We start from the raw sequence: 24,968 nt of genomic DNA, 5'->3' as shown, positions 1-24,968 counted from the left end.
TAACCCAGATGTTTCAATCGCAATAAAATAATATGATCGCTCATTCTAAACACAAAAAAGATTGGGATATCAAAACTCTTTGCATCAATATTGAAAAAATAATACAGATACCCCCTTTAATATAAATTTAAAAAAACAATCAAAAAAAATCCCCCCCATAATCCAGATGATGGTATCATCCAATATACAAAAATGTCAAATTAAGAGTTAACAATTTGCCATGTTAGCCTAAAAAACTCTTTGGTACTTCTATGTGTTTTTTCATCATATGGTTATTATGTCCTTTTATGTTCTTTCTAAAGCTTCTGTATTGTAAGAAAATTGCTCACTGTATCTACAAGCGAATTTAAAAAAGCGAATTTAAAAAATCTCAGAAAAATTTAATCTCTTTTCTTCTCACCTACACCAACTTTATACGTAAGGTCATCGCGAGGACGATCAGAAGACATATGATAACCCGTTATGATATAATGCAACATTTCAGCAATATTGGTAACATGATCACCAATTCGTTCAATATTCTTTAAACAAAACAGTAAGTGCGTACAAACCGTAATATTGCGCATATCTTCCATCATATATGTCAAAAGTTCACGAAAAAGAGAAGTATACAAAGCATCAATCTTCTCATCACGCTCACGCACAGCGTCAACACGCTCTAATCGACGACTCGTATAAGCATCTAAGACTTCTTTTAATTGATTGAGAGCTAAAGCTGTAATTGTTTCAAGCCCATGATAAAAGGAGGTGGACTGACGTATTTCTGAAAGGGCAACAGTCCTTTTAGCAATGTTTTTAGCCATATCCCCAATCCGCTCAAGATCAGAAGAAATACGAATGGCTCCAATAATTTCACGCAAATCTACAGCCATCGGTTGACGCTTGCAAATAATAGCAACTGCTTTTTCATCAATATCACGTTCTGCTTCATCTAAAAACAAATCATCAGCAATCACTGCTGTTGCAAGTTGAAGATCACTACAGACAACCGATGCAACAGAACGTTCAATCATTCTTTCCGCATGGTGCCCCATTTCTGTAATTCTTGCTTTTAGATATTTTAGCTCTGCATCATAAGAACGAACGGTATGGTTCATAGACATATCTTACACTCCTCAATTCACCTATCCAAAACGCCCCGTAATATAATCTTGCGTCCGTTGTTCTTTTGGTGAAGTGAAGATTATTTCAGTTGCACCAACTTCGACCAAATGCCCTAAATGAAACATGGCCGTATATTGAGAAACACGTGCTGCCTGTTGCATGGAATGTGTTACGATAACAATTGTATAATTTTGCCGTAACGCATCGATAAGCTCTTCAATCCGAGCCGTCGCAATGGGATCGAGAGCTGAACAGGGTTCGTCCATCAGAATAACTTCAGGACTAACCGCAATGGCACGCGCAATACACAGACGCTGTTGTTGTCCTCCCGATAAACTTGTTCCAAGATCATGAAGACGGTCTTTTACTTCTTCAAATAAACCAGCCTGCCTCAAACTCTTTTCAACCACATCATGCAATTCAGAACGCGTTTTTACCAAACCATGAATGCGCGGACCATAGGCAACATTTTCAAATATAGATTTTGGAAAAGGACTAGGCTTTTGAAAAACCATTCCAACACGGGCCCGTAATTCTACAACATCAATTCTCTGGTCATAAATATTCTCTCCATCTAAAGTGATAAGACCCGTTATTTTAGCCCCTTCAATCGTATCATTCATACGGTTAAAACAACGCAAAAAAGTCGATTTTCCACATCCTGAGGGACCAATCAAAGCTGTGACTTGATGTTCAGGAATATCAAGGGTAATACCATGAAGTGCTTCTTTGTCCCCATAAGAAACCTTCACATCTTGACCACGCATTTTAATCTTCATGACAAAAACTTACCTTACAAAAATCTTATCAAAGTTATTATTTTATTTAAATTACTGACGGCGTTCAAACCGTCGACGTAAAAAAACCGCAGAAATATTCATGATCGCAAGAAAAATCATTAAGACAATAATAGCCCCCGATGTCTTTTCAACAAAAGCGCGCTCTGCTTCACCCGCCCACATAAAAATTTGAACAGGTAAAGCTGTTGCCGGATCCATGGGAGTTGTAGGAATATTCACAACAAAAGCAACCATTCCAATCAAAAGCAAAGGTGCTGTTTCACCCAAAGCCTGAGCGACTCCAATAATCGTACCAGTCAAAATACCAGGCGCTGCTAAAGGAACAACATGATGAAAAATCATTTGTGTTTTTGATGCCCCTAACCCTAAAGCTGCCGCACGAATAGAGAGAGGAACAGCCCGCAAAGCAGAACGTGTTGCAATAATGATCGTAGGAAGAGTCATGAGCGCTAAAACAAGACCACCAACAAAAGAAGCTGAACGTGGTAATCCTAAAAAATTAACAAAAACCGCAAGTCCTAAAAGACCAAAAACAATCGAAGGAACAGCAGCAAGATTATTGATATTAACCTCAATAAAATCTGTAAATTTATTTTTGCGTGCATATTCTTCTAAATAAAGAGCCGTTGCTATGCCTATCGGCAGTGAAAACAATAAAACGACGCTTATCATATAAAGAGATCCAATGATAGCAACACCTAATCCCGCAGTCTCAGGACGACTTGAAGCACCAAATGTAAAAAAACCAATATTAAATGTCTTATAAAGCGTACCATCATGCGCTAAGCGCTTTATCCATTCTACTTGTCGATTAGAAACTTTTCGGTTTTTTTCTGCTACATGCAGATCAATCTGCCCTTTATAAGCAGAATCAATATCCGCGGCTGCCAAAACTTTGATTTTTTGTATTGTGCCAATCAGTTTTGGATTTTTTGTCACCATTTCACGCAGTTGAACACGTATACCATTTGAAAACATACGGTTAATGTCCCGCAGAGAAGCATGATCATTTTGATTAACACCGAGTTTTTTTGCTAAAGCATTGCGTACAAGAAGCGGATAATTTGCTGTTATGAGAACTTGTGGTTTTTTTTGACGTTGACCACTCGGATCAATAATCTTTTCATCCAAATAAATCGATAATGCCATTTCACTTTGAAAAAAAGCTGTATAGCCTTGACTCATAATCGACCATAAAAGCGCAAATAAAAAAAACAGACCAATAAAAATAGAAATCAACCCATAGGCACGAAAACGACGTTCAGCCCTATACCGACGCTTAAGACTAATATTACGACGAGGAAAAAAATCTTCATTCATTCATATTGTTCCCGATATCTACGCACGATATAAAGAGCTAGAATATTCATCAAGAGCGTCATCACAAAAAGTGTCATTCCCAAAGCAAAAGCCACCAAAGTTTGTGGAGAGTTAAACTCAAAATCACCGGTCAATTGATTAACAATTTTAACTGTCATGGTGGTCATTGCTTCGAAAGGATTGAGTGTTAAGTTTGCTGCAACACCTGCCGCCAAAACCACAATCATTGTTTCCCCAATTGCACGCGATGCTGTCAACAAAATGGCCCCCATAATCCCTGGAAGTGCTGCGGGTATAACGACTTTTTTAATTGTTTCAGATTGCGTTGCACCTAAACCATAAGAACCTTCACGTAATATTCGTGGAACAGCCGTAATAACATCATCCGACAAAGAAGAAACAAAAGGAATCAACATAATTCCCATTACAACACCAGCAGTCAAAACACTTTGAGCCATAATAAAACCACCCCCACCTGAAAGAGCAACAGACAGATCACGTAAAAATGGTCCGACAACCTTCAAAGCAAAAAAACCATAAACAATGGTTGGGATGCCAGCAAGAACTTCCAATAATGGTTTTACAATTGCTCGCAATCGCGCAGAAGCATACTCTGCCATATAAAGAGCTGAAAATAATCCTATAGGTACAGCAAAGAGCATAGCAACAAATGCAATATAAAGTGTACCAGCAAGGAGTGGTATTAAACCAAATTGTCCACCTTCATCGCTTGAACCACTTGCGGAAAAACGCGGATCCCAAACCGTTCCTAAAAAGAAATTTGAAAAGGATACAGACTGAAAAAAGCTTATTGTCTGAAAGAGCAGAGAAAGTGCAATGGCTATTGTCGTCAAAACTGCCACGATAGAAGCACACGCCAATCCAATAATAATTAAAGATTCAACCTTATTGCGTGCACGTTGATGAGGTGCAATTTGTATTATTCCATAGATAAAACCAAAGGAGGCAATAGCAAAAAGGAAACCATGACCAATAAATTGAAGCTTTTGAGAAGAAAAAATCCATGACCGCGCTATTTTAAATACATCGTCCGATGTTTCATGAGGCAACATCAATCCTTTTGCAAGTAATTGTGCCTGCACTTCCTTATAGGAAGCGGTGGAGAGATCCCCTTCAAAGCAATGAATTATTTTGACGAGATTTTGAAGTATCTCCCAAAGTAGCTCATGATTGACAGGTTCTGTTATATGCGCACTATACACCCCAAGCTCTCGAGAGGCATTATATTCTAAATAAATTATACTCCCAGCATCCCACAAAATTAAAAAAATAAAAGCTGGAATAACAGTGATCAAAAAAGTCCACCAGCCATAATAATACGCACGAGAATGCATTTTATGTTGTTTGTATTCGAGAGTACGTACTCGCATATAAGAAATACAAAAGCCACAAAATCCAAAAAGAAATAACAAAAAAACAATGAAGGAAATGCGCATTTTATCTTTCAGTTTTTATAAAAAATAGCACTGAAAACTCTTACTCTGGAACGACAATAAATTATTTAAACATCATGATTCGACCAGCAGAAAAATTAGAACGCTGTGCTTGGCGCTCTTTTTCAGGAGCAACAATCAAACCATATTCAGCCAAAGGGCTATCCGGACCAATCATTTGTTCGGAAAGGAAAAAGTCAACGTACTCTCGTAAACCTGGAATAATATCGAAATGTGCTTTCTTAATATAGAAAAAAAGTGGACGAGAAACTGGATATTGTCCACTAGAAATTGTCTCAACTGTTGGCGCAAAACCATTAATATCGGCAACCTTTAACCTATCAGCATTATTTTGATAAAAAGACAAACCAAAAATACCAACCCCTGTTTTATTCGAAGTTAGACGCGCAAATGTTTCAGAATAATCACCGTCGATATCAATCGCTTTTCCATCCTTACGGACCGCAATACAAGCAGCGTGTATCTTCTTATCATCCATCCCTAAAGACTTCATCACCTCAACTGCCCCACTCTCTTTACAGCCCACAGCAAGTAATTTTTCCTCAAAAACTTCACGCGTTCCATGCTTTTCTCCAGGAATATAGGCTGCTATCGTCCAATCAGGAAGCGCACTATTGACAGCACTCCATTTCAAAACATTATTGGGCTGCAACTTCCCATCTATAATAACGCGAGCTGCAAGGGCTTTATAAACATCTACTGGCCGTAATTTCCAATCAGGACCTTTTATATCTGTTGCAAAAACAATGCCATCGTACCCAATGCGTATTTCCTCAATATCTTTCACACCAGCCTCAAAACAAGATTGCAATTCACTCGATTTCATTGCTCGTGAAGCATTCACAATATCAACGGTATTCTCCCCAATACCACGGCAAAATTCCTTAATACCCGCTCCTGTTCCACCCGATTCGATAACAGGAACCTTAAAATGGGGATAAATTTCTCCAAATGTCTCAGCGACAATCTTTTGATAAGGTAAAACTGTAGATGAGCCAGTAACCTGTATTTGATCGCGTGCATTGCCTACATTTACTGATAGCAGTAACGCAAAAATCAATCCCACTCCAATTGATAAAACTCTGCTCATCTATAAACTCCCTAAAAATTGAGGATTAAAACCTCCTAATTTATACCATACGGTCATTCTAGTTCACATTTGCAACATAACAAAATAAAAAAACAACATGGATCATTTTTTTAACAAAACCATGCTTAAACCCTATAAATTAATTTGAACGTTTGAACTCAACAATATCCCAAAACAGATGAGCAATATCTGTACCGCAAAAGCGTTTAATTTCACGAATTCCCGTAGGAGATGTTACATTGATTTCTGTTATATAATCTCCAATCACATCAATTCCCACAAACAGAAGACCACGTTCCTTTAAGGCTGGGCCAATGCGTTCACAAATTTCATAATCACGTTTTGTTAACGCAACATTTTCCGCACGACCTCCAACATGCATGTTAGAACGCACATCTGTTTTTGTCGGAATTCGATTAATGGCTCCAACAGGCGTACCATCAAGCAAAATAATCCGTTTATCTCCTTTTCGTACTGCCTCTAAATAACGCTGAACAATAAAAGGTTCACGATAAATATCTGCAAACATTTCCAACAATGATGCTAAATTGCGATCATCTTGTCTTAAATAAAAAACACCAGCGCCCCCATTTCCATAAAGGGGTTTCACAATAATGTCGCCAAATGTTTCTCTAAAAGCAGTTATTTCTTCAATATCTTTGGTAATTAACGTTTCAGGCATCAAGTCAGAAAATTCTGTCACAAAAATTTTTTCCGGACTGTTGCGTACCCATGCCGGATCATTCACAATAAGTGTTTTTGGATGAATACGTTCTAATAAATGTGTTGTGGTGATATAATTGAGATCAAAAGGCGGGTCTTGGCGCAAAAGAACTACATCCATATCTCTTAATTCGGTACGGACCAGCTTTCCTAATTGATAGTGTTTTTCCTCTTCATCATAGACAGTCAATGACTCTAAGCGTGCAATCACACAACCATCATACAGAGATAAACGATCTGGAGTATAATGGAAGAGAGAGTGTCCACGTTCTTGTGCTGCTAAAGCGAGAGCAAATGTCGTATCTCCTTGAATCCGAACCGTTGAAATATGATCCATCTGAATGGCAATTTTCATAAATAAATCCTCCCTATCCTAAAAGCAGACTGGTCTATGCACCATAAACTTAGTAAACAATAAAATAACAATGACAAGAGAAAATTCATGACACAAGAAATAGATACAAAATTCAATAACGAAGAAATCGAACGCTATGCACGTCACATCATTTTGCCTGAGATTGGTGGTGCGGGACAACAAAAGCTCAAACAAGCGCGTGTTCTTGTTGTGGGTGCTGGTGGACTTGGAGCACCTGTCTTAACTTATTTGGCTGCCGCAGGTGTTGGAACCCTTGGAATTGTTGATAACGACACCGTTTCACTTTCCAATTTACAACGCCAAATTATTCATAAGACAAATGCAATCAACCAAAGCAAAACAGACAGTGCTGAAAGCACTATAAAAGCCATAAACCCCCATGTTATGGTTGAAAAACATACCCTACGCTTAGATAAAAGTAATGTGGATAAACTGCTCAATGACTACCATATCATTGTTGATGGAAGTGATAACTTTACCACACGCTATCTTCTTGCTGATCACGCAGCCCAATGCAAAAAGCCTTTAATAAGCGGCGCTGTAGAACGTTTTAATGGTTCATTAACCGTCCTTATGCCGTATAAAGACAATAATCCTCACTATCGCGATTTATTTCCTACCCCTCCTGCTCCCGATACGATCCCAACATGTGCTGAAGCTGGAATCATCGGTGTTTTACCCGGCGTTATTGGAACCCTACAAGCCATGGAAGCGATTAAAATGATCACAAACATCGGAGATCCACTCGTAGGAAAGATTCTTCTCTATAATGGATTATTAGCGCAATTTAATATTATTACCTATAAACGAACAAATTCCAGAGAAAATACATAATATTAAGAAGCTTGGAGAATCATAATTTTATCCCTACTCGCTTTCAAGACACTTGCGATATGTATTGAAACTGTAATACTGATGTTTTACCGAAAATCATCAAAACGCTGTAAACAATGGAAACGATTAAACTTATCACAAATATTAAAGATCTTTTGTGAACAAATCTCCTCTATAGTCGATTATCAGCGTCATTTCATGTCCTCTTTTATAAAGGGTTAGATATTCGTGCAAACGAGTGCTGTCATCAATGTTCTTCTGTAAAGAATTTTCGAGATAGTTAAAAATATAATCTAGCTCTATTCAACCATTTTGCTCTTCATGCATAAATAAAATTGCTTCACATGAAAGTGCTTTCTTCAAACCATAATCCATAAATAAATAATCTAAGTTATATTTTAGTTATCAATACTATAACGAAGTCAATGATCTGTACCTACACCTCTAACCTCAAGGGAAATGTCTAGTCATCAAGCATCATAAAATGCGGCTTAGGATTATTGCTCATATAAGAACAATCAATTGTCTCTGTCTTATTCGGATAACACTTTGATTTATAATGATAATTAACTGTTTTGTATGTTTAATGAGAGTCCCGAATAACGCAAGATTCTCTCATTTTAAATCTGCTTATCTTGAAACAATCAAAACCACTCATTTGCACATCAAAAGCGGGATGAGTGTGTGGATCAAATTTGTATAAGAAAGGACTAAAAATGGCTCTTATGAATTGTCTTAATGCAAGGGCTGTCGCAACATTGGGCGCTGGCAAATAGTGTGATGGTGCCGGCTTGTTACTCCATAAGCGTAAAGATGGTGGTGCTCAATGGATTTATCGCTATACCATTCACGGGCGCCGTCGCGAAATGGGTTTGGGTGCCTTAAGAGATGTCTCTTTAAAACAAGCCCGTGAATTGGCAACTGGGTGGCGTTCAATTTTACGAAAAACACATGGAGATTAATCTATATAGAAGAATTAAGTTAAACCTCATGGATAGCTTTAACCACACAATTATTACATTTAAAAGCAGAAAGCTGTCACTCATGAATGGATAATCCTTCGGTGATAATTGCACAGACAAGTCTATATGGAAAAAATGACGCAAACGGATCTTGAAAACCAATCTGCTGATGGCAGTGTAAAGAATGTACTTTCTTAAAAGATCTCTTTAAAACAAGCGGAGAAATACGCAACGTTAAGTATATACTGTTTTACGTGAGAGGCGTTTTCCCTATCAAAACATCAAGTAAGAGCTCTTGTAATAAAACCTTGAAGCTAAAATCATAAACAAAAAACTAATCATCCTTCTTTCTAAAATGAGCCTCTATAATATAAGTTAATTTGACTCATTTGCTTTATTATTATCCACTGGTATGGTAACAGGATGATCGGATAAACTGCGTAAATAAAGTAAAAGATCAGCACGGTCTTGGTCATTTTTAATTCCACGAAAAGACATAATAGTCCCAGGGAATGCTTTATGTGGAGAATGCAGATAACGATCTAACGTCACAAAGTCCCACTTTTGATCAGAATGCGCACGCAACGCCCGTGAATATGCAAAACCTGCCGCGGCGGCCAAAGGACGATTAACAATTTCCCAAAGAACTGGCCCCACACGCCCTGCTTGGTTGCGTCCAGAAGTATGGCATATGGCACATTGACGAAAAATTTTACGCCCATTTTCAAAATTTCCTTGTTGAAGGCGGCTATTGAGTGATACGGTAATGTTGGGTTCTTTTTGTTTTTCTTTAAATGTATCATTCTTGGTAACTGTGTGATGATATTGGGCTGATGGAGAATGATCGTAAACTATATCACTGAGCGTGGAAATTCCCACAACAATAATCAGAACGCATAAACACGCACAAATAAAATAGATAACTTTCGAGCGATTCATAAAAACTCAAGTGTTCATGGTTTCATTACCATTTTAAGTATAAGCTTTTTCTTTATAACACACAACATTATAAATGCATTACAGACGACATTTGGAATCTTGCAATGGCTCTTGAACCAATTATTCTTATTCCTGCCCGTATAGGCTCAACTCGCCTTCCCAAAAAAGCTCTCGCTGAAATCGGTGGAAAGCCGATGATTGTCCATGTCGCAGAACAAGCCAAAAAAGCAGCAATAGGGCGTACGATCGTTGCAACAGATCACAATGATATTGCCAAAGTTGTTGCAGAGTATGGGCATGAATATCTCATAACACGAAGTGATCATAAATCTGGATCTGATCGTATTTATGAAGCTTTAATGCATATTGATCCTGAACAACGCTACAATGCTATTTTAAATATACAAGGGGACCTCCCAACGATCATGCCACATGAAATCATCAGTGCACTACGCCCTTTAGAAAATAGCTTTACTGATATCGCAACCTTGGGGGCTCAAATCATTGAAGAAGATGAAAGAAGAAATCCCAATGTTGTCAAAATCATTGGAACACCGCTTTCTCAAAATCGCCTTCGTGCTCTTTATTTTACGCGCACCACTGCTCCTTATGGGGATGGTCCTCTTTATCATCATATTGGAATATACGCTTATCGGCGCGAAGCACTTGAGAAATTTGTATCATTCAAACCCTCTACACTTGAAATGCGTGAAAAACTTGAACAATTACGTGCATTAGAGCATAATATGCGTATCGATGTGGAAATAGTCGATACGATTCCCTTAGGTGTAGACACACAATCTGATCTCGATAGAGTACGTGAGATTTTAGCATGAGAACACTCAAAAAAACCAATAAAATCTCTTTCCAAGGAGAATACGGTGCTAATTCCCATATTGCTTGCTCTAATATGTTCCCCAATATGAATGCTCTGCCCTCTGCTACTTTTGAAGACGCCCTTAATTTGGTAGAAAATGGGAAAGCTGACCTTGCTATGATCCCTATCGAAAATACTCTTGCTGGACGGGTTGCGGATATTCACCATCTTTTACCACAATCATCACTTTATATCATTGATGAATATTTTTTGCCTATCCATTTTCAACTCATGGTTTTGCCTGGCGTCACCCATGACGAAATTAAAACCGTCCACAGTCATACACATGCCCTTGCACAATGCCGAAAAATCATACGAAACAACGGTTGGAAACCTGTCGTTTTTGCTGATACCGCTGGAGCTGCGAAATTTATCAAAAAAAGTGCTCAACGTTCACAAGCAGCCTTAGCCCCTCTGATCGCAGCAGAACTCTACGGGCTTGATATTCTTGAAAGAGATGTTGAAGATAACCCTCATAATATTACGCGTTTTGTCATCCTTTCACGATCCAAACGACATGTCCCAAAACCTAAAAATGGTGAAAAAATCATCACCAGTCTTCTTTTTCGAGTGCGCAATGTTCCCGCTGCTCTCTATAAGGCTATGGGAGGATTTGCAACAAATGGTATTAATATGACAAAATTAGAAAGTTATCAAATTGGTGGAAATTTCAATGCAACACAATTTTTTGTTGACATTGAAGGACATCCCGAAGATCCCATGATGAAACTTGCCTTAGAAGAATTGTCTTTCTTTTCTGCTGAATTGCGTATTATCGGTACTTATCCAGCACAAAACGATCGAGCATCGCATGTATAAAAGCAACAAAACCATCATCATTTTTCATTAATGTCGAAAAAATTCTATAATGGAATGGTCTTAGAAAAACTCGTTTTTTTACGCTCAACGTGCTTCATCATGAAGCTAAAGCAGAAAAAGAATAATAATATCCGATAACGGAATATATAAATTGCTTCGATAATGGTTTTTGACAAATTTTATTATGATAAAAAGCAATTCAACGCATACAAAGACCTATGTGAAAGAATACAATAACCAAAAATGAAAGCACTTGTACCATCCATTTTCCTTCATATAAAAGAAAAACTCTTAAGAAAACATATCATTTCCTATAGCAGTGTATCCCAATAAAGATAACGAACTTCTAAATTAGCTCATAAGAATAATTTAACTTATCATAAGGATATACTTAAGATAATAGATCATTCAAGTCTCTTGAGTTCAGATAATTTCAACGTATTTTTATAAAACTATAGGATGTCGTTTAACCATATTTTTTTACATTACATTTGAGCCTTCCTATTTCTAAGCACTGACTTATGATTCATTTTGTTAAAAAAGGAAAAAATAATGAAAAAAATCTTTATGCAAGGATTATTAACTGCAAATATTCTCGCCTACTCTAGTGTTGCATTTGCTGGATTTGGTGAGAGAGAATGGAATTTTGCGCCAAATGAAAGCGTTACGATTGGTATACACAATGAAATACAGCAAGGTGCTGAATATGGGTGCAAAGCATTTAAACCCGAAAAAGCATCCTTTACTTTATCATACTCATCTCCTTCTGACGTCAACAAACTACACATTACTGCAGATGATGAAAAGAAAATAACACATGATAAAGAACATAAGATCTTTATGCTCAAAGATGTAAAATCCCTCGATATAGGTTTCCCTCCATCAGGATATTATACTTTTAAAAATATTACTAAGGAAAGAGTTATTGGTCTAGATTGTGATGCAGGGGATTTTTAATAATATTTTCAATAATGTATTAGCGTTGCGTAGATGTATAATAAAGACTTAAAGTAAGATTTTTTGAAATCAGGCATTGTAAATCATTAACGCTCGGCTTTTGAAAAATTCAGCTTTGTGCTTATGGAATAAAAACTGTATTATAAAGTTAAACCGTCAAGAAAAATAAATTTAAAAAAGACTAAATATTGAAAAGCTTTTGTAAACTGTGAAATTGTTTATTATATTTTTATTACTAGAATAACTTGTTTGTGTGAGTCTATCGTATCTGTCTACACCATTGAAGCCTATCAAAATTGCTACACTCTATATCGTATATAAAAAGAGAAATAAAAAAGCTTTGTTCATGGCAAATCAGTGGAGGCGTTATTTCTGAAAATTTAAACCTCCATTACTTTTTGTTCTCTATAATACAAGAATGAAGTTTAAAGGAAAAAATTTTGGGTTTATGTTATATTTTTTGTTTCTGAGCTTGATTTTTCATTCCAAATCGACAATATGAATTTGGGAGGTTGGTGGTGGACGAACTACTCGCCAACTGGGTCAGGTCTGGAAAGAAGCAGCCCCAACGAGTTCTGGTACGGGTCATCGTGCCAGCCTCCTATTTTGCTGAAGCGATTATTTTTTTACTATATTTTAGCAAAGCATTTAATCTTTAGAGCAGCGTTTTTATGCAGCATGTAAAGCGATTTGATTATTTTTAAGTAAATGATCCCATAAAAAGTACATTGATTGAGAAAAAATCCTTTTATATGAGAGTAGAGTATTGACCTATGCTCTGTGTATGATCAAAATGTACGCATAAAAAACTTCGAAGTTGGAAACATTCATGGAAAATGCACCGGTAGAAACAGCCTATCGTGTTCTTGCTCGTAAATATCGACCTCAGAACTTTTCTGACCTCATTGGTCAGGAGGCTATGGTGCGTACTCTCACCAATGCCTTTGAAAAAGGTCGTATTGCACAAGCGTGGATGTTAACAGGGATTCGTGGTGTAGGTAAAACGACAACGGCACGTATTTTGGCACGTGCGCTCAATTATAAAACAAAAGATATTGACCAACCAACAACTGTCTTAGACTCTCTTGGTGAACATTGCACACAAATTATCGAAGGGCGCCATATTGATGTTATAGAAATGGATGCCGCTTCCCATACCGGCATTGACGATATTCGTGAAATTATTGAACAAATACGCTATCGTCCTGTTTCTGCACGCTATAAGGTTTATATTATCGATGAAGTCCATATGCTCTCAACGCAAGCCTTTAATGGTTTGCTGAAGACGCTTGAAGAACCACCATCCCATGTAAAATTTATTTTTGCTACAACAGAAATTCGCAAAGTTCCCATTACAATTCTTTCGCGTTGTCAACGTTTTGATTTGCGACGAATCGAAGCAAAAGCTTTGTGTGCGCATCTGTGCAAAATTGCGAAATATGAAAAAGTCGAAGTAGAAGATCAAGCACTCTCTATGATTGTTCGTGCTGCAGAAGGCTCTGCACGTGATGCATTATCCTTTTTTGATCAAGCGATTGCCCATAGCAATGGCAATGTTAACGCTGCCGCAGTGCGTACAATGTTAGGATTAGCGGATCAGTCACGTATTATCGATCTCTTTGAGTTTATCATGAAGGGTGATGTTGTCCATGCATTACATGAATTACGCAGTCAATATGATGCGGGCGCTGATCCTCTTACGATATTAACAGAATTAGCTGATTTTAATCATCTGGTTACACGTTTACGTTTCACACCAGAAATAGTGGAAGATTTCTCACTAACAGAAGAACAACGTTTAAGAAGTTTAGACTTTTCAAAAAAACTTTCTGTTCCTGTTTTATCCCGAAACTGGCAAATGTTACTCAAAGGCTTGCAAGAAGTTAATCAAACTGCACGTCCACTGCAAGCAACTGAAATGCTTTTAATTCGTCTTGCACACACAGCTGATCTCCCCACTCTTGATGAAGCTTTAAAAAAACTTACACAAGAAAAAACACCTCTCACGCTCATTGCAAACTCTTCTCATAAAGAATCGATAAATGTCGATAATATAACAAAAGAAACAACAATTGATGGTCATGCTTCCTCGAGCGTTTCAAATACATTACCCAATCAGTCAGATTTAAAAACATCCTTGCAAGCCCCATTAGACCACTCCTTAAAACCAGAAAATTTCGTTAAAAATCAAACGACTAATAAAACCAACTCCCAAGAAGAAACAAAAACTCTAGAAACTTTTCAATCTACGGACTTTTCTGAAAAGAGTGCAAATTTATCGCAGTCTGTCACGCAAATAATGGGAGAGATTACTGAGCCTAAAACTCTCGTAATTAATTCTTTACACGATATTGTTAAATTAGCCGAACAACATAATGACGTGCCTTTCAAACTCCTTATTAAAGAATTTGTTCATCCTGTTTCTTTCGAAACTGGGCATATTACTTTAAGACTTGCTGAAAATACCCCACAATTTCTTACGCATGATATCGAAAAAAAAATCTCTCAATGGACTGAAAAACGCTATGTAATAACTTTTGTTAATGAAGGTGGCGGTCCAACCTTACAGGAAGAAAGTGTAGCGATTCAAAAATCTCTTTTTTCCAATGCTGAGACAGATCCAGATATCGCAAAAATCCTCAACCATTTTCCAGAAGCAAAAATTGTCGATATTCGACTTAATAGAGAAAAAAATGATCTTGATTTACTCCCCGATACCTTTAAAAATACTGATCTCTTTAAAAATGAAAATGATAACAATGATGAATAAGGATACCTATTCCTATGCGTGAAATGATGAGCATGATGAAAAAAGCCAAAGAAATGCAAGAGAAAATGCAGAAAATTCAGGAGGAAATGGCTAACCTGCAAGCTACCGGCACCGCAGGGGGTGACCTCGTCAATATTACGTTAAATGGCAAAAATATTATAACAGCAATTCAAATTGATCCTTCATTACTCAAGCCTGAAGAAGCTGAAATTCTTGAAGATCTCATTATGGCAGCTTATAATGAAGCAAAAACAAAAATTGATAACGCACTAGAAGATAAAACCAAAAGCATGACGGCAGGGCTACCACTTCCGTCAGGTTTCAAACTTCCATTTTAATGTATGGAACAAAATATATGTCTAAATACATTGCCGGCCCTGAAATTGAGAAACTCATTCAGATTTTAGCACGGTTGCCAGGTCTTGGTCCGCGTTCAGCGCGTCGTGCTGCGCTTCATCTTATTAAAAAAAAGGAAACTTTGCTGGAGCCTTTAGGAGCAGCAATACAAACAGCGATAGAAAAAGTCGGCATTTGTTCTGTTTGTGGCAATGTCGATACCATTGATCCTTGTTCAATTTGTACTGATCCGCGACGTGATGATACAACGATCATTGTTGTTGAGGACATTGCTGATCTGTGGGCTCTTGAGCGCGCAAAAACTTTAGCAGCACGTTATCATGTATTGGGTGGCCGACTCTCACCCTTAGATGGAATAGGTCCCGATGAACTCAACATTGACACCTTAATACAACGTGTTGTACAAAAACCAATCACGGAGATTATTCTTGCTGTCAATGCGACTGTCGAAGGACAAACAACCGCTCACTACATCACCGATCAGCTTTCTAATTTTTCAGTTAGAATTACGCGACTTGCCCATGGTGTTCCTGTAGGAGGCGAGCTTGATTATCTTGATGATGGAACTTTAGCAGCGGCTGTACAAGCAAGAACAAATCTTTAAAACTTTTTCATCTTAGCCTTTAGCTCTTTAATAATGGGGGTATTTCAAATGCTAAAGAAAAACCTCTCACTTTTAAACAACTTTGGTCCTGGTATTTTAGTATGTTTACTCATATCAGCTTTAGCGTATGGTTTAGAAGTCTTAGAAAAACAGCTTTTTGGGCAAGCATGGCTTGAAAGTCTTGTTTTAGCAATTCTCTTAGGGTCTGTTACCCGTAGTTGTTTTACAATGCCAACCTATTTTCAAAAAGGCATCAATTTTTGCGCTAAAACACTTCTTGAAGTTGCTATTGTACTTTTAGGAGCAAGCATTAGTATTCATGCCGTTCTTTCCGCTGGTTGGAGTTTACTTGCAAGCATTGTATTCGTTATATTTGTAACCATTATTTTCAGCTTTATCATCGGCCGAGTTTTCGGGCTTTCTAAACATTTGGCAATGCTTGTTGCTTGCGGAAATGCTATTTGTGGGAACTCAGCCATTGTTGCCGTTGCCCCTGTCATTAAAGCAAAACACGAAGAGATTGCTGCATCAATTGCTTTTACGGCTCTTTTGGGGATCCTTATTATTTTATGTCTCCCTTTTGCACATCCCTTTCTGAATTTATCCTTTAACCAATATGGTGTGCTTGCCGGCATGGTTGTTTATGCTGTACCACAAGTTTTAGCAGCGACCGCATCTGTTTCTTTTGCCAGTGTTCAAATTGCAACCGTTGTTAAATTGGTACGCGTTCTCATGTTAGGCCCTCTTATTTTTGCCCTGTCACTCATCTATCGTCGATCAGAACAAATACACTTTCGTTGGCATGCTCTCGTTCCATGGTTTATTATTAGTTTTATTATAATGATGTTGGTTCGCTCGAGTAATCTTATCCCCGAAACCGCTTTAAATCCTATCAAATTTATTGCTCAATTGTTCACGGTTATTTCAATGGCCGCATTAGGACTAGGCGTTGATATCCGCTCATTAAAAAAAGCAGGATGGCGCGTTATTTTAGCTTCAACCTGCTCTATAATTATTCTCGGTATTTGTAGCCTTATCATGATACAATTGAATGATTTAAATCATATAACATTTTGAAATATTTTTTATTTTTTTATTAGCTTTTCATTCTATAATAATTTGCAACAGCGTAACATAAAAATATGGAACTCATATAAAACAATGTCATTTCTTTCATCTCTGCTCTTAATCAAATGGAAAGTTTTTATAAAAGACCGATAGAAATGTGTTCTAATGAGGTTACGCCTCTCACGAAAAGCAAAACGCACAAAACAGAATATATGTATGTTGCACATTCATATATGTGTTAAAAAGACACCTCTCAAGGCACATGCTCTTTTTCACGATAGTGTTCAATGAAGAATACAATTAAAATCACCCATGACGTGATAAAATCTATTGTACAGCCCAATCTTTATGCTTGTGAAGGAACAAATCGGTAGCATCATATTATTTTAGCTCCCAATGTTGAACAACTCTTTCATTTAAATAATCCTTTCTTAAATGATTTTATCCATGCACTAACTTTGTTTATGCTATGTAGGAAAATGGTTTTGATTTATGGATTTAAATTAAATATAGAAACAATAAACTATCATTATAAATCAATTTATGGATAATCAAAACAAATAAGGATCAAATCAACCTTTCGTCTTATTCTATAAAAAGATATTGTTGCTTATTGGCACTAGCAACTTTCATACAAATGAACTATACAACGACAAGAAAGATTAAAAATACCGTAGACTTTTGTTTATCGTTTTATTCAATTGAAATATTTTTATGCTTATTCTTGCTATCGATACTGCTTCAATTTATTGTGCTGTTGCGCTTATTCGTCATAATTCCGTTATTGCGCGTATCGATGAGCGCATGAATAAAGGACACGCTGAAAGACTTATCGGGCAGATTACACAAATAATGACACAAGCCAATATAACACTTGATCAAGTTGAGCGTATTGCTGTCAATGTTGGACCTGGATCGTTTACTGGTGTCCGTGTTGGTGTTGCCACGGCACGTGCTTTGGCATTAGCACTTGAGATACCAGCCGTTGGAGTGAGTGCACTTGAAGCGTTAGCAGTACAAGTCACACCTCATAAAAATACTGCATCAGCAATTACTGTTGTCATTGAAGCAGGAAAAGAAATGTTCTACCATCAAGATTTTCATAATGACTTCACTCCTTTGGGAGCACCGAAATTACAAACAATTGAAAATATCCTCGAAGATTTACCCAACAAAACCCAGCTGACTGGCCCAGCGGCTGATATCGTTATGCAGCATATTAAAAACCATAAAATAAATGAAAAAATTATCCTAGAAAAAATCCCTTGTGAAGCAGCGGATATTGTAAACTATGCTTACCTTGCTGCAAACAAACAACCACAAAATTCGCCTCGTCCCCTCTATCTACGAAGCGCTGATGCAAAACAACAAACCAATTTTGCGTTACCACGAAAAAATAATGTTTAAATCTTCATCGACAAAAAAACATTTTGGAATTGCGCCACTACACGTTAATGATAGTGCTACTCTTCACCAAATTCATCAACATTGTTTTATCCCAGCTTGGGGAAAACGAACTTTTGATACCTTTTTAACAGATCACTCCATCTTCGGATACAAAGTCTTCCTTATTCATCCATCTGATCAAATTTTAGGCTTTTGCCTATGCCGTCTGATTCTTGATGAAGCAGAAATTATCACAATTGCTGTCCATCCTCATTACCGTCAACAAGGAATTGGTACCCTACTTATTGATCATACAATTCGCCATCTTCACGATAAGCGCGCTATAAAATTATTCTTGGAAGTAGAATCCACAAACCTTTCTGCTTTAATCCTTTATCAGCACTTTGAATTTCAAAAAATTTCTGAACGTCTGGCCTACTACCCATCAAAGAATGGTCGCGGTGATGCAATTATCATGCAAAAACTTTTAAGCAAATAGATTGAGATTTATGTGAAAAACATTTAGACAAGCACTATGAATAAAGTAAATCCTAAAAATACATCTCCTGTTGCTCCTAAAAAGGTCTTTATCAAAACCTATGGGTGTCAAATGAACGTTTATGATAGTCAACGGATGACTGATAGTCTCAGTGCGCAAGGCTATGTGACAACGCAAACACCCAATGATGCCGATCTTATTCTTGTTAATACCTGTCATATTCGTGAAAAAGCAGCAGAAAAACTTTATTCTGATCTGGGTCGTTTGCGCGTTATGCGTCAAGAGCGAACACCTGATAAACCTTTGACAGTTGGTGTAACGGGTTGTGTTGCACAGGCTGAGGGAAGTGAAATCTTACGTCGCGCTCCAACAGTGGATCTTGTTATCGGTCCGCAAATGTATCATCGCTTGCCTGAATTGTTAGAAAAAGCTAAACAAGGCAAAAAAATTATCGAAACAGATTATGCTGTTGAAGATAAATTTGCTCATTTGCCTCCTCATAATAAACGTGCAGTAAGAAAACGCGGTGTTAGCGCATTTTTAACAGTACAGGAAGGTTGCGATAAATTTTGCACTTTTTGTGTTGTTCCTTACACACGCGGTGCTGAAATATCGCGCTCTGTCGAGCAAATTACCGAGGAAGCGTGTCAACTCATTGAAGCAGGTGTTAAAGAAATTACGCTGCTTGGACAAAATGTTAATGGTTGGCATGGACAAAGTGCAGATGGTAAAATATGGCGTCTTGGTGATCTTCTTTATCATCTTGCAAAACTGGATGGTTTAAAGCGTTTGCGTTACACAACCAGCCATCCACGTGATATGGATGATAGTCTTATTGCCGCGCATCGGGATCTTGATATATTAATGCCTTACCTGCATCTTCCTGTTCAATCAGGCTCAGATCGCATCTTAAAAGCCATGAACCGCCAACACAAAAGTTCTCATTATCTTCATCTTATAGAAAAAATTCGTAACGCACGACCAGATATTGCCTTTTCAGGTGATTTTATTGTAGGCTTTCCAGGAGAAACAGATGAAGACTTTGAAAAAACCATTAAGCTCATTCAACAAGTACAATACAGTTCAGCTTATTCTTTTAAATATTCCCCCCGTCCTGGAACAGTGGGAGCTACAATGAAAAATCATGTTGATGAATCTGTAAAAGATGCTCGACTTCAACATTTACAAGTTCTTCTCCTCGAACAGCAAAATACATTTTTACGTTCTAAAATCGGTCAAAAAACGGATGTTCTTATCGAAAAAACTGGACGTCACTCAGGGCAAATGGTGGGACGTTCCCCTTGGCTTTTACCGGTTGTCGTCAATACAGAATCCTCTACAGGTAGCGTGATAGAAATTCATATTAAAAATGCAAGCTCAAATAGTTTTGTTGGTGAAGTGATAAATAGGACTCTATCATCTTGTTAATAATAAAAATTTTGGAAAACTCTTTTATTTTTAAATAAAATAATTACATCTAAAAAATGAATTTTTATGAAAGAAAATTTGTCTTTTATAGAGTTTACTCAAAAAAATGCGTAATATTTATGTAGATATGGAGAATAGACTGAAAGCTTCAAATGAAAAAATAAAGCGCGTTAAAGAAAAAACAAATGCCGACATTGAAAAAATTGATCCCTTGGAACAAGAAAGCGCTTCAGATACGAGTCAAGTTGTTTTGATTTTCGAAAATAATAAATATGCAAAAGTGGTTTTTGGTAAATTTGACGAAAATCTTGCTTATATCGAAAAAAAACTCAAACTGAGTATTCATCCACGTGGTAATGAAATTTTAATCCATGGAAGTGTTTCTGTTATAAAGCATGCGCAATATGTATTACAGCAACTTTATGAACGTGCAAAAACACATCAAGAGCTCACTTTATCAGATATAAAAGGAGCGATTGCTATGGCAACTATACCACAGAAGAAGAAAGAAGACACGATAACACACAAATCTGCAACGAAACGTATACCAGCACGGTTGAGTACCCACAAAAAAATAATTCATGCAAGGACACCAACACAAGATGCTTACATACGCGCTATGGGACATACTGAACTTGTGTTTGGTGTAGGACCAGCAGGAACAGGAAAAACCTATCTTGCTGTTGCTCATGCTGCAATGCTTCTGGAACGTGGTATCATTGAGCGAATTATTCTCTCGCGTCCTGCTGTTGAAGCTGGAGAACATCTGGGGTTTCTTCCTGGTGATCTCAAAGAAAAAGTCGACCCCTATTTACGACCACTTTATGATGCTCTTTATGATATGATGCCCGCTGAAAAAATAGAACGCATTTTAGCTTCTGGTGTCATAGAAATTGCTCCTCTTGCCTTTATGCGCGGGCGAACGCTTTCTCATGCTGCTGTTATTCTTGATGAGGCACAAAATACGACACCCATGCAAATGAAGATGTTCCTTACACGTCTTGGAGAAGGAACACGTATGATTGTTACCGGTGATGTAAGCCAAATTGATTTGCCTATAGGGCAAAAATCAGGTCTCATTGAAGCAATCCGCATTCTTTCAAATATAGAAAATATTGCCATTGTGCGTTTTGATGAAAAAGATGTTGTACGCCACCCCCTTGTTGCTACTATCGTTCATGCCTATGATTGTGATTCTGAAATACAAAATAAAAAAAAATCACGCGCATGCGATACATTAAAAAATGAATTTGATTCATCATGATTATTATTGATATAATGGTTAAAAGCGCAGGGTGGAATGATGAGGAAATGCTTTATAATATCACCGAAAAAGCATTAACGATGACGATGCATCATGTTTCGTTGGAAAATGTTGTAAGTGAAATTAGCCTGCTTTTTACGGATGATGAACATATGGCACAAATCAATGCACAATGGCGGGGTAAAAATAAACCCACCAATGTATTATCCTTTCCGGCGTTCCCAATTAAAGCTGGAACCCCTCCTGGTCCCATGCTGGGGGATATTATTATTGCGCGAGAAACTGTTGTGCTCGAAGCAGAAAAACAAGGAAAAACCTTTCAAGACCATTTAACGCATATGATCGTTCATGGTATTTTGCATCTGCTTGGCTATGACCATGAAACCGATGATGAGGCCCATCAAATGGAAATACTCGAAAGAGAAATTCTTCAAAAGCTTTCCATAAGAGATCCTTACGCTGAGTTATCTATAAATGATAAAATTTAACTTTTAACATCAATATGACGAGCATATCAATTAGCCTCTTATTCACCAATCATAAAAAGAAAGTTTAGAAGATTTTAAAACCATGGCAAACAAAATAAATGCACAAAATAATAGTCAAACATCTTCTAATAGTGAAAAAGATCCCTCTCAACAAATGAATCATACAGAAAAATACTCCCTAATGAATTATTTGTTTTCATTCTTACGGGGCCGTAGTAGTTGTGCATCTACATCACTGCGCGATGATCTTACCGTTGCACTTGCGACTAACAATGAAAAAGATACTACCCTCTTCTCACCTGAAGAACGTACTATGCTGCATAATATTTTACGCTTGCGTGAAGCACGCGTGGATGATGTTATGATACCGCGCTCTGAAATTGAAGCATTGGAAATAAATACCTCGCTTGGAGAAGCCCTTAAATGTTTTGCAAAAATTGGTCATTCTCGCATACCTGTTTATGCTGAAACTTTAGATGATCCGCGCGGCATGATCCATATCCGCGATATTCTTAATTATATGACGCGCTTCATTATCAACCCTACAAAAACTGATCAGAAATCTGATTTACTTCAATTAAACCATACAGATTTACATACCCCTATCGGTGAATTGGGTTTGATCCGAACCGTTCTCTTTGTTCCCAGTTCTATGCTTGCAAGCAAATTATTAACACGGATGCAAACCACACGAACACAAATGGCTTTAGTTATTGATGAACATGGGGGTACAGATGGTCTCGTTTCAATGGAGGATATTGTTGAATTGGTCGTTGGTGATATCGAAGATGAACATGATCATGTCGACAATGCTATCGTACGAGAACACAACAATAAATGGCTTGTTGATGCAAGAACCGAACTAGAAGATGTGGAGAAAGCTCTTGGACCTGATTTTATCGTAGGGGAATATGGTGATGAGGTTGATACTATTGGTGGTTTAATTGTCTCTATTCTTGATCGTATTCCTGCAAAAGGTGAAGTCGTCGAAGCTGTTCCTGGCTATAAATTCCGTATTTTAGAAGCTGATAAACGCCGAATTAAGCGATTGCGCATTTTTCGCATTCCAGAAAATGAGAACCTTGAAAATAATGCCATCTCTAAAGAATAGTCGAGCGTTTTTAAACAATTTTATTGTTTTTTCGCTCTCTGTTAACGGCTGGAAGCGGCAGGCGTGGATATTTCTGTGTGGTGCTCTTACTTCCTTTGCTCTTCCGCCCTTTTATTTAACACCTCTTTGCTTTTTAACTTTTCCTATTTTTATTGTTTTTCTTGATTCAATACAAACCACCAAAAACAATAAGAAACGATTTTTTACCTATGCTTTAAGCTGTGGGACCTTTGGTTTTAGTTATTTTATTTGTGGACTTTGGTGGCTCTGCAATGCTTTGTTAACAGATCCAGATTCTTTTGGGTGGGCAGTCCCACTCGCCATTTTATTTCCTCCTCTCTACCTTTCTCTTTATTGGTTTCTTTCTGGTTTTATTGTCGGTTTATTATGGACAAAAGGAATAGCACGCTTTTTTGTCTTAGCTTTTGCCTTAGGATTAGCCGAGTGGTTGCGTGCGTTCTTATTCACAGGATTTCCATGGAATGCTCTTGGCTATACAGCCATGCCAACCCCGATGTTCATGCAGTCTGATGCAATCGTGGGACTTTATGGAATGAATATTCTTGCCGTCTTAACCTACAGTTTGCCAACCGTTTTACTCACGGATGAAAAAAAGAAAGTAGCATTTTTTCTTTGCCTAGCACTCATATTCATTCACAGTGGTTTTGGATTTTATCGTCTCCATACGATAGAGAATACAACTAAAGATCAAAAGAACAATTATTGGGTTCGCATTGTTCAACCTTCTATCCAACAAAATATAAAATTGCGCGATGATACACGAGAAGCTATGTTGGAAGCGCATATGCATCTGAGTGCAACACCAATAACTGGTAAAAATCCAGAACCCGATTTTATCGTATGGCCCGAAGCATCCGTTCCTTACCTTCTCTATGATAACTCATCTGTCACAATGCATATTGCCTCTCTTTTAAAACCTAAACAATGGGCTATTATCGGAGCAATACGCGCCAGTGATGATCTTTCTCATTCCCAAACACAATATTTTAATACAATTGCAGTCATTAACGCTCAAGGGAATATTTTACACACTTCTGATAAACTTCATTTGGTCCCTTTTGGTGAATATCTTCCCTATCAGAATTTATTAAAAAAGATTGGATTGCGTATTCTTGCTGATAATATTGGTGGATATAACGCTGCACAAGTACGCAAAACTGTCACAATGCCAAACGGATTTTCTTATCTACCATTGATTTGTTATGAAGCAATATTTCCTCATGAAATGACTTTTAAAGGTTCCCCGCCTCAAGCAATCATTAATGTTACAAATGATGCGTGGTTTGGTGTAACACCAGGTCCCTATCAACATCTTCAACAAGCACAGCTTCGTGCCATTGAACTGGGAATTCCCCTCATACGAGCAGCCAATAATGGAATATCAGCTGTTATTGATTCTTATGGACGAATCGTTGTAGCTCTTCAACAAAATGCTGTGGGCATTATTGATTCAAAAATTCCATCATCCATTACTCCTATAGGAAGCAATGAATATAGAACTTTGTCTACTTTTATCTTATTCATCCTTATGCTATTGTGTCGTATTGGTTTTGCTTTTACAAAACAACTTAAATGATTCAAGTGCTCCTTGCACGGTATTATGTTGCGTGTACCAGTAATATTGGGAAAAAGTATTACATGTTATTTTAATTATATGATAAACCAGCTTCGCATAAATCTGATGTTGGTTTAAAAG

The 24,968-nt window shown here is 37.4% G+C and carries 22 protein-coding genes, 1 other RNA gene and 1 pseudogene; 17 read left to right on the top strand and 7 right to left on the bottom strand.

The features are described from left to right. Nucleotides 1–380 precede the first annotated feature (380 nt). The 6 genes from phoU to gshB form a co-directional block, all read right to left on the bottom strand. On the bottom strand, nucleotides 381–1,103 hold the full coding sequence (gene phoU / locus PVV59_RS03735; RefSeq protein ID WP_273754654.1) for a phosphate signaling complex protein PhoU: 723 nt from the start codon (nucleotides 1,101–1,103) through the stop codon (nucleotides 381–383). A 21-nt stretch (nucleotides 1,104–1,124) separates the two neighbouring features. Further along, nucleotides 1,125–1,883, bottom strand: coding sequence for a phosphate ABC transporter ATP-binding protein PstB (gene pstB, locus PVV59_RS03730; RefSeq protein ID WP_120121735.1), 759 nt, complete (start codon nucleotides 1,881–1,883; stop codon nucleotides 1,125–1,127). A 51-nt stretch (nucleotides 1,884–1,934) separates the two neighbouring features. Next, the gene (gene pstA / locus PVV59_RS03725) at nucleotides 1,935–3,224 is read right to left on the bottom strand and encodes a phosphate ABC transporter permease PstA (RefSeq protein WP_273754652.1); all 1,290 of its coding nucleotides are present in this window, start codon (nucleotides 3,222–3,224) and stop codon (nucleotides 1,935–1,937) included. After that, a complete protein-coding gene (gene pstC, locus PVV59_RS03720) occupies nucleotides 3,221–4,681 on the bottom strand; it encodes a phosphate ABC transporter permease subunit PstC (RefSeq protein WP_273754650.1) in 1,461 nt (486 codons plus the stop codon). Before pstC ends, pstA begins: the two co-directional genes overlap by 4 nt. A gap of 61 nt (nucleotides 4,682–4,742) precedes the next feature. Next, nucleotides 4,743–5,789, bottom strand: a complete 1,047-nt coding sequence (locus PVV59_RS03715; RefSeq protein ID WP_273754648.1) for a PstS family phosphate ABC transporter substrate-binding protein — start codon at nucleotides 5,787–5,789, stop codon at nucleotides 4,743–4,745. A 139-nt stretch (nucleotides 5,790–5,928) separates the two neighbouring features. After that, complete coding sequence (gene gshB / locus PVV59_RS03710) at nucleotides 5,929–6,867, bottom strand: glutathione synthase (protein ID WP_273754647.1); 939 nt, start codon at nucleotides 6,865–6,867, stop codon at nucleotides 5,929–5,931. 87 nt (nucleotides 6,868–6,954) lie between these two features. Here gshB and PVV59_RS03705 point away from each other — a divergent pair, with 87 nt between their 5' ends. Both PVV59_RS03705 and PVV59_RS03700 read left to right on the top strand, forming a co-directional pair. Next, a complete protein-coding gene (locus PVV59_RS03705) occupies nucleotides 6,955–7,722 on the top strand; it encodes a molybdopterin-synthase adenylyltransferase MoeB (RefSeq protein WP_273754645.1) in 768 nt (255 codons plus the stop codon). A 716-nt stretch (nucleotides 7,723–8,438) separates the two neighbouring features. Continuing rightward, nucleotides 8,439–8,669, top strand: a pseudogene (locus PVV59_RS03700) (Arm DNA-binding domain-containing protein); the annotation flags it as partial. A gap of 390 nt (nucleotides 8,670–9,059) precedes the next feature. Here PVV59_RS03700 and PVV59_RS03695 read toward each other — a convergent pair. Beyond that, the gene (locus PVV59_RS03695; protein ID WP_273754643.1) at nucleotides 9,060–9,623 is read right to left on the bottom strand and encodes a cytochrome c family protein; all 564 of its coding nucleotides are present in this window, start codon (nucleotides 9,621–9,623) and stop codon (nucleotides 9,060–9,062) included. A 104-nt stretch (nucleotides 9,624–9,727) separates the two neighbouring features. Here PVV59_RS03695 and PVV59_RS03690 point away from each other — a divergent pair, with 104 nt between their 5' ends. The 15 genes from PVV59_RS03690 (at nucleotide 9,728) to lnt (ending at nucleotide 24,848) form a co-directional block, all read left to right on the top strand. Continuing rightward, nucleotides 9,728–10,459 (top strand): 3-deoxy-manno-octulosonate cytidylyltransferase, encoded by a 732-nt coding sequence (locus PVV59_RS03690; protein WP_273754642.1) that lies wholly within the window; start codon nucleotides 9,728–9,730, stop codon nucleotides 10,457–10,459. Beyond that, nucleotides 10,456–11,319, top strand: a complete 864-nt coding sequence (locus PVV59_RS03685) for a prephenate dehydratase (protein WP_273754641.1) — start codon at nucleotides 10,456–10,458, stop codon at nucleotides 11,317–11,319. Before PVV59_RS03690 ends, PVV59_RS03685 begins: the two co-directional genes overlap by 4 nt. A 552-nt stretch (nucleotides 11,320–11,871) precedes the next feature. Beyond that, nucleotides 11,872–12,276 (top strand): hypothetical protein, encoded by a 405-nt coding sequence (locus tag PVV59_RS03680; RefSeq protein WP_273754639.1) that lies wholly within the window; start codon nucleotides 11,872–11,874, stop codon nucleotides 12,274–12,276. 507 nt (nucleotides 12,277–12,783) lie between these two features. Continuing rightward, nucleotides 12,784–12,881, top strand: an RNA gene (ffs, locus tag PVV59_RS03675) — signal recognition particle sRNA small type. A 224-nt stretch (nucleotides 12,882–13,105) separates the two neighbouring features. Next, on the top strand, nucleotides 13,106–15,046 hold the full coding sequence (locus PVV59_RS03670; protein ID WP_273754638.1) for a DNA polymerase III subunit gamma/tau: 1,941 nt from the start codon (nucleotides 13,106–13,108) through the stop codon (nucleotides 15,044–15,046). A 14-nt stretch (nucleotides 15,047–15,060) separates the two neighbouring features. Then, nucleotides 15,061–15,384 (top strand): YbaB/EbfC family nucleoid-associated protein, encoded by a 324-nt coding sequence (locus PVV59_RS03665; protein ID WP_273754637.1) that lies wholly within the window; start codon nucleotides 15,061–15,063, stop codon nucleotides 15,382–15,384. Nucleotides 15,385–15,401: 17 nt separating this feature from the next. Further along, entirely contained in the window at nucleotides 15,402–16,007 is a 606-nt protein-coding gene (gene recR, locus PVV59_RS03660) for a recombination mediator RecR (protein ID WP_273754635.1), read from the top strand. 48 nt (nucleotides 16,008–16,055) lie between these two features. Continuing rightward, on the top strand, nucleotides 16,056–17,084 hold the full coding sequence (locus PVV59_RS03655) for a YeiH family protein (protein ID WP_273754633.1): 1,029 nt from the start codon (nucleotides 16,056–16,058) through the stop codon (nucleotides 17,082–17,084). A gap of 705 nt (nucleotides 17,085–17,789) precedes the next feature. Further along, nucleotides 17,790–18,482 (top strand): tRNA (adenosine(37)-N6)-threonylcarbamoyltransferase complex dimerization subunit type 1 TsaB, encoded by a 693-nt coding sequence (gene tsaB / locus PVV59_RS03650; protein WP_273754632.1) that lies wholly within the window; start codon nucleotides 17,790–17,792, stop codon nucleotides 18,480–18,482. After that, on the top strand, nucleotides 18,475–18,960 hold the full coding sequence (rimI, locus tag PVV59_RS03645) for a ribosomal protein S18-alanine N-acetyltransferase (protein WP_273754631.1): 486 nt from the start codon (nucleotides 18,475–18,477) through the stop codon (nucleotides 18,958–18,960). Before tsaB ends, rimI begins: the two co-directional genes overlap by 8 nt. A 36-nt stretch (nucleotides 18,961–18,996) precedes the next feature. Further along, the gene (gene miaB, locus PVV59_RS03640) at nucleotides 18,997–20,388 is read left to right on the top strand and encodes a tRNA (N6-isopentenyl adenosine(37)-C2)-methylthiotransferase MiaB (protein ID WP_273754630.1); all 1,392 of its coding nucleotides are present in this window, start codon (nucleotides 18,997–18,999) and stop codon (nucleotides 20,386–20,388) included. A 106-nt stretch (nucleotides 20,389–20,494) separates the two neighbouring features. After that, nucleotides 20,495–21,652 (top strand): PhoH family protein, encoded by a 1,158-nt coding sequence (locus PVV59_RS03635; protein ID WP_273754629.1) that lies wholly within the window; start codon nucleotides 20,495–20,497, stop codon nucleotides 21,650–21,652. Continuing rightward, nucleotides 21,649–22,140, top strand: a complete 492-nt coding sequence (gene ybeY / locus PVV59_RS03630; RefSeq protein WP_273754628.1) for an rRNA maturation RNase YbeY — start codon at nucleotides 21,649–21,651, stop codon at nucleotides 22,138–22,140. The genes PVV59_RS03635 and ybeY overlap by 4 nt, the downstream gene beginning before the upstream one ends. A gap of 82 nt (nucleotides 22,141–22,222) precedes the next feature. After that, on the top strand, nucleotides 22,223–23,251 hold the full coding sequence (locus tag PVV59_RS03625; protein ID WP_273754627.1) for a hemolysin family protein: 1,029 nt from the start codon (nucleotides 22,223–22,225) through the stop codon (nucleotides 23,249–23,251). After that, nucleotides 23,232–24,848 carry an apolipoprotein N-acyltransferase gene (lnt, locus tag PVV59_RS03620; RefSeq protein WP_273754625.1) on the top strand — a complete coding sequence of 539 codons (1,617 nt, stop codon included), beginning with the start codon at nucleotides 23,232–23,234 and terminating at the stop codon, nucleotides 24,846–24,848. Before PVV59_RS03625 ends, lnt begins: the two co-directional genes overlap by 20 nt. Nucleotides 24,849–24,968: the final 120 nt, after the last annotated feature.

Source organism: Bartonella sp. MM73XJBT.G (assembly GCF_028618435.1).
In the GTDB taxonomy this organism is placed as follows: domain Bacteria; phylum Pseudomonadota; class Alphaproteobacteria; order Rhizobiales; family Rhizobiaceae; genus Bartonella.
The sequence above is the reverse complement of the archived record's forward strand: the minus strand, read 5'-3'. Positions and strand labels throughout refer to the sequence as shown.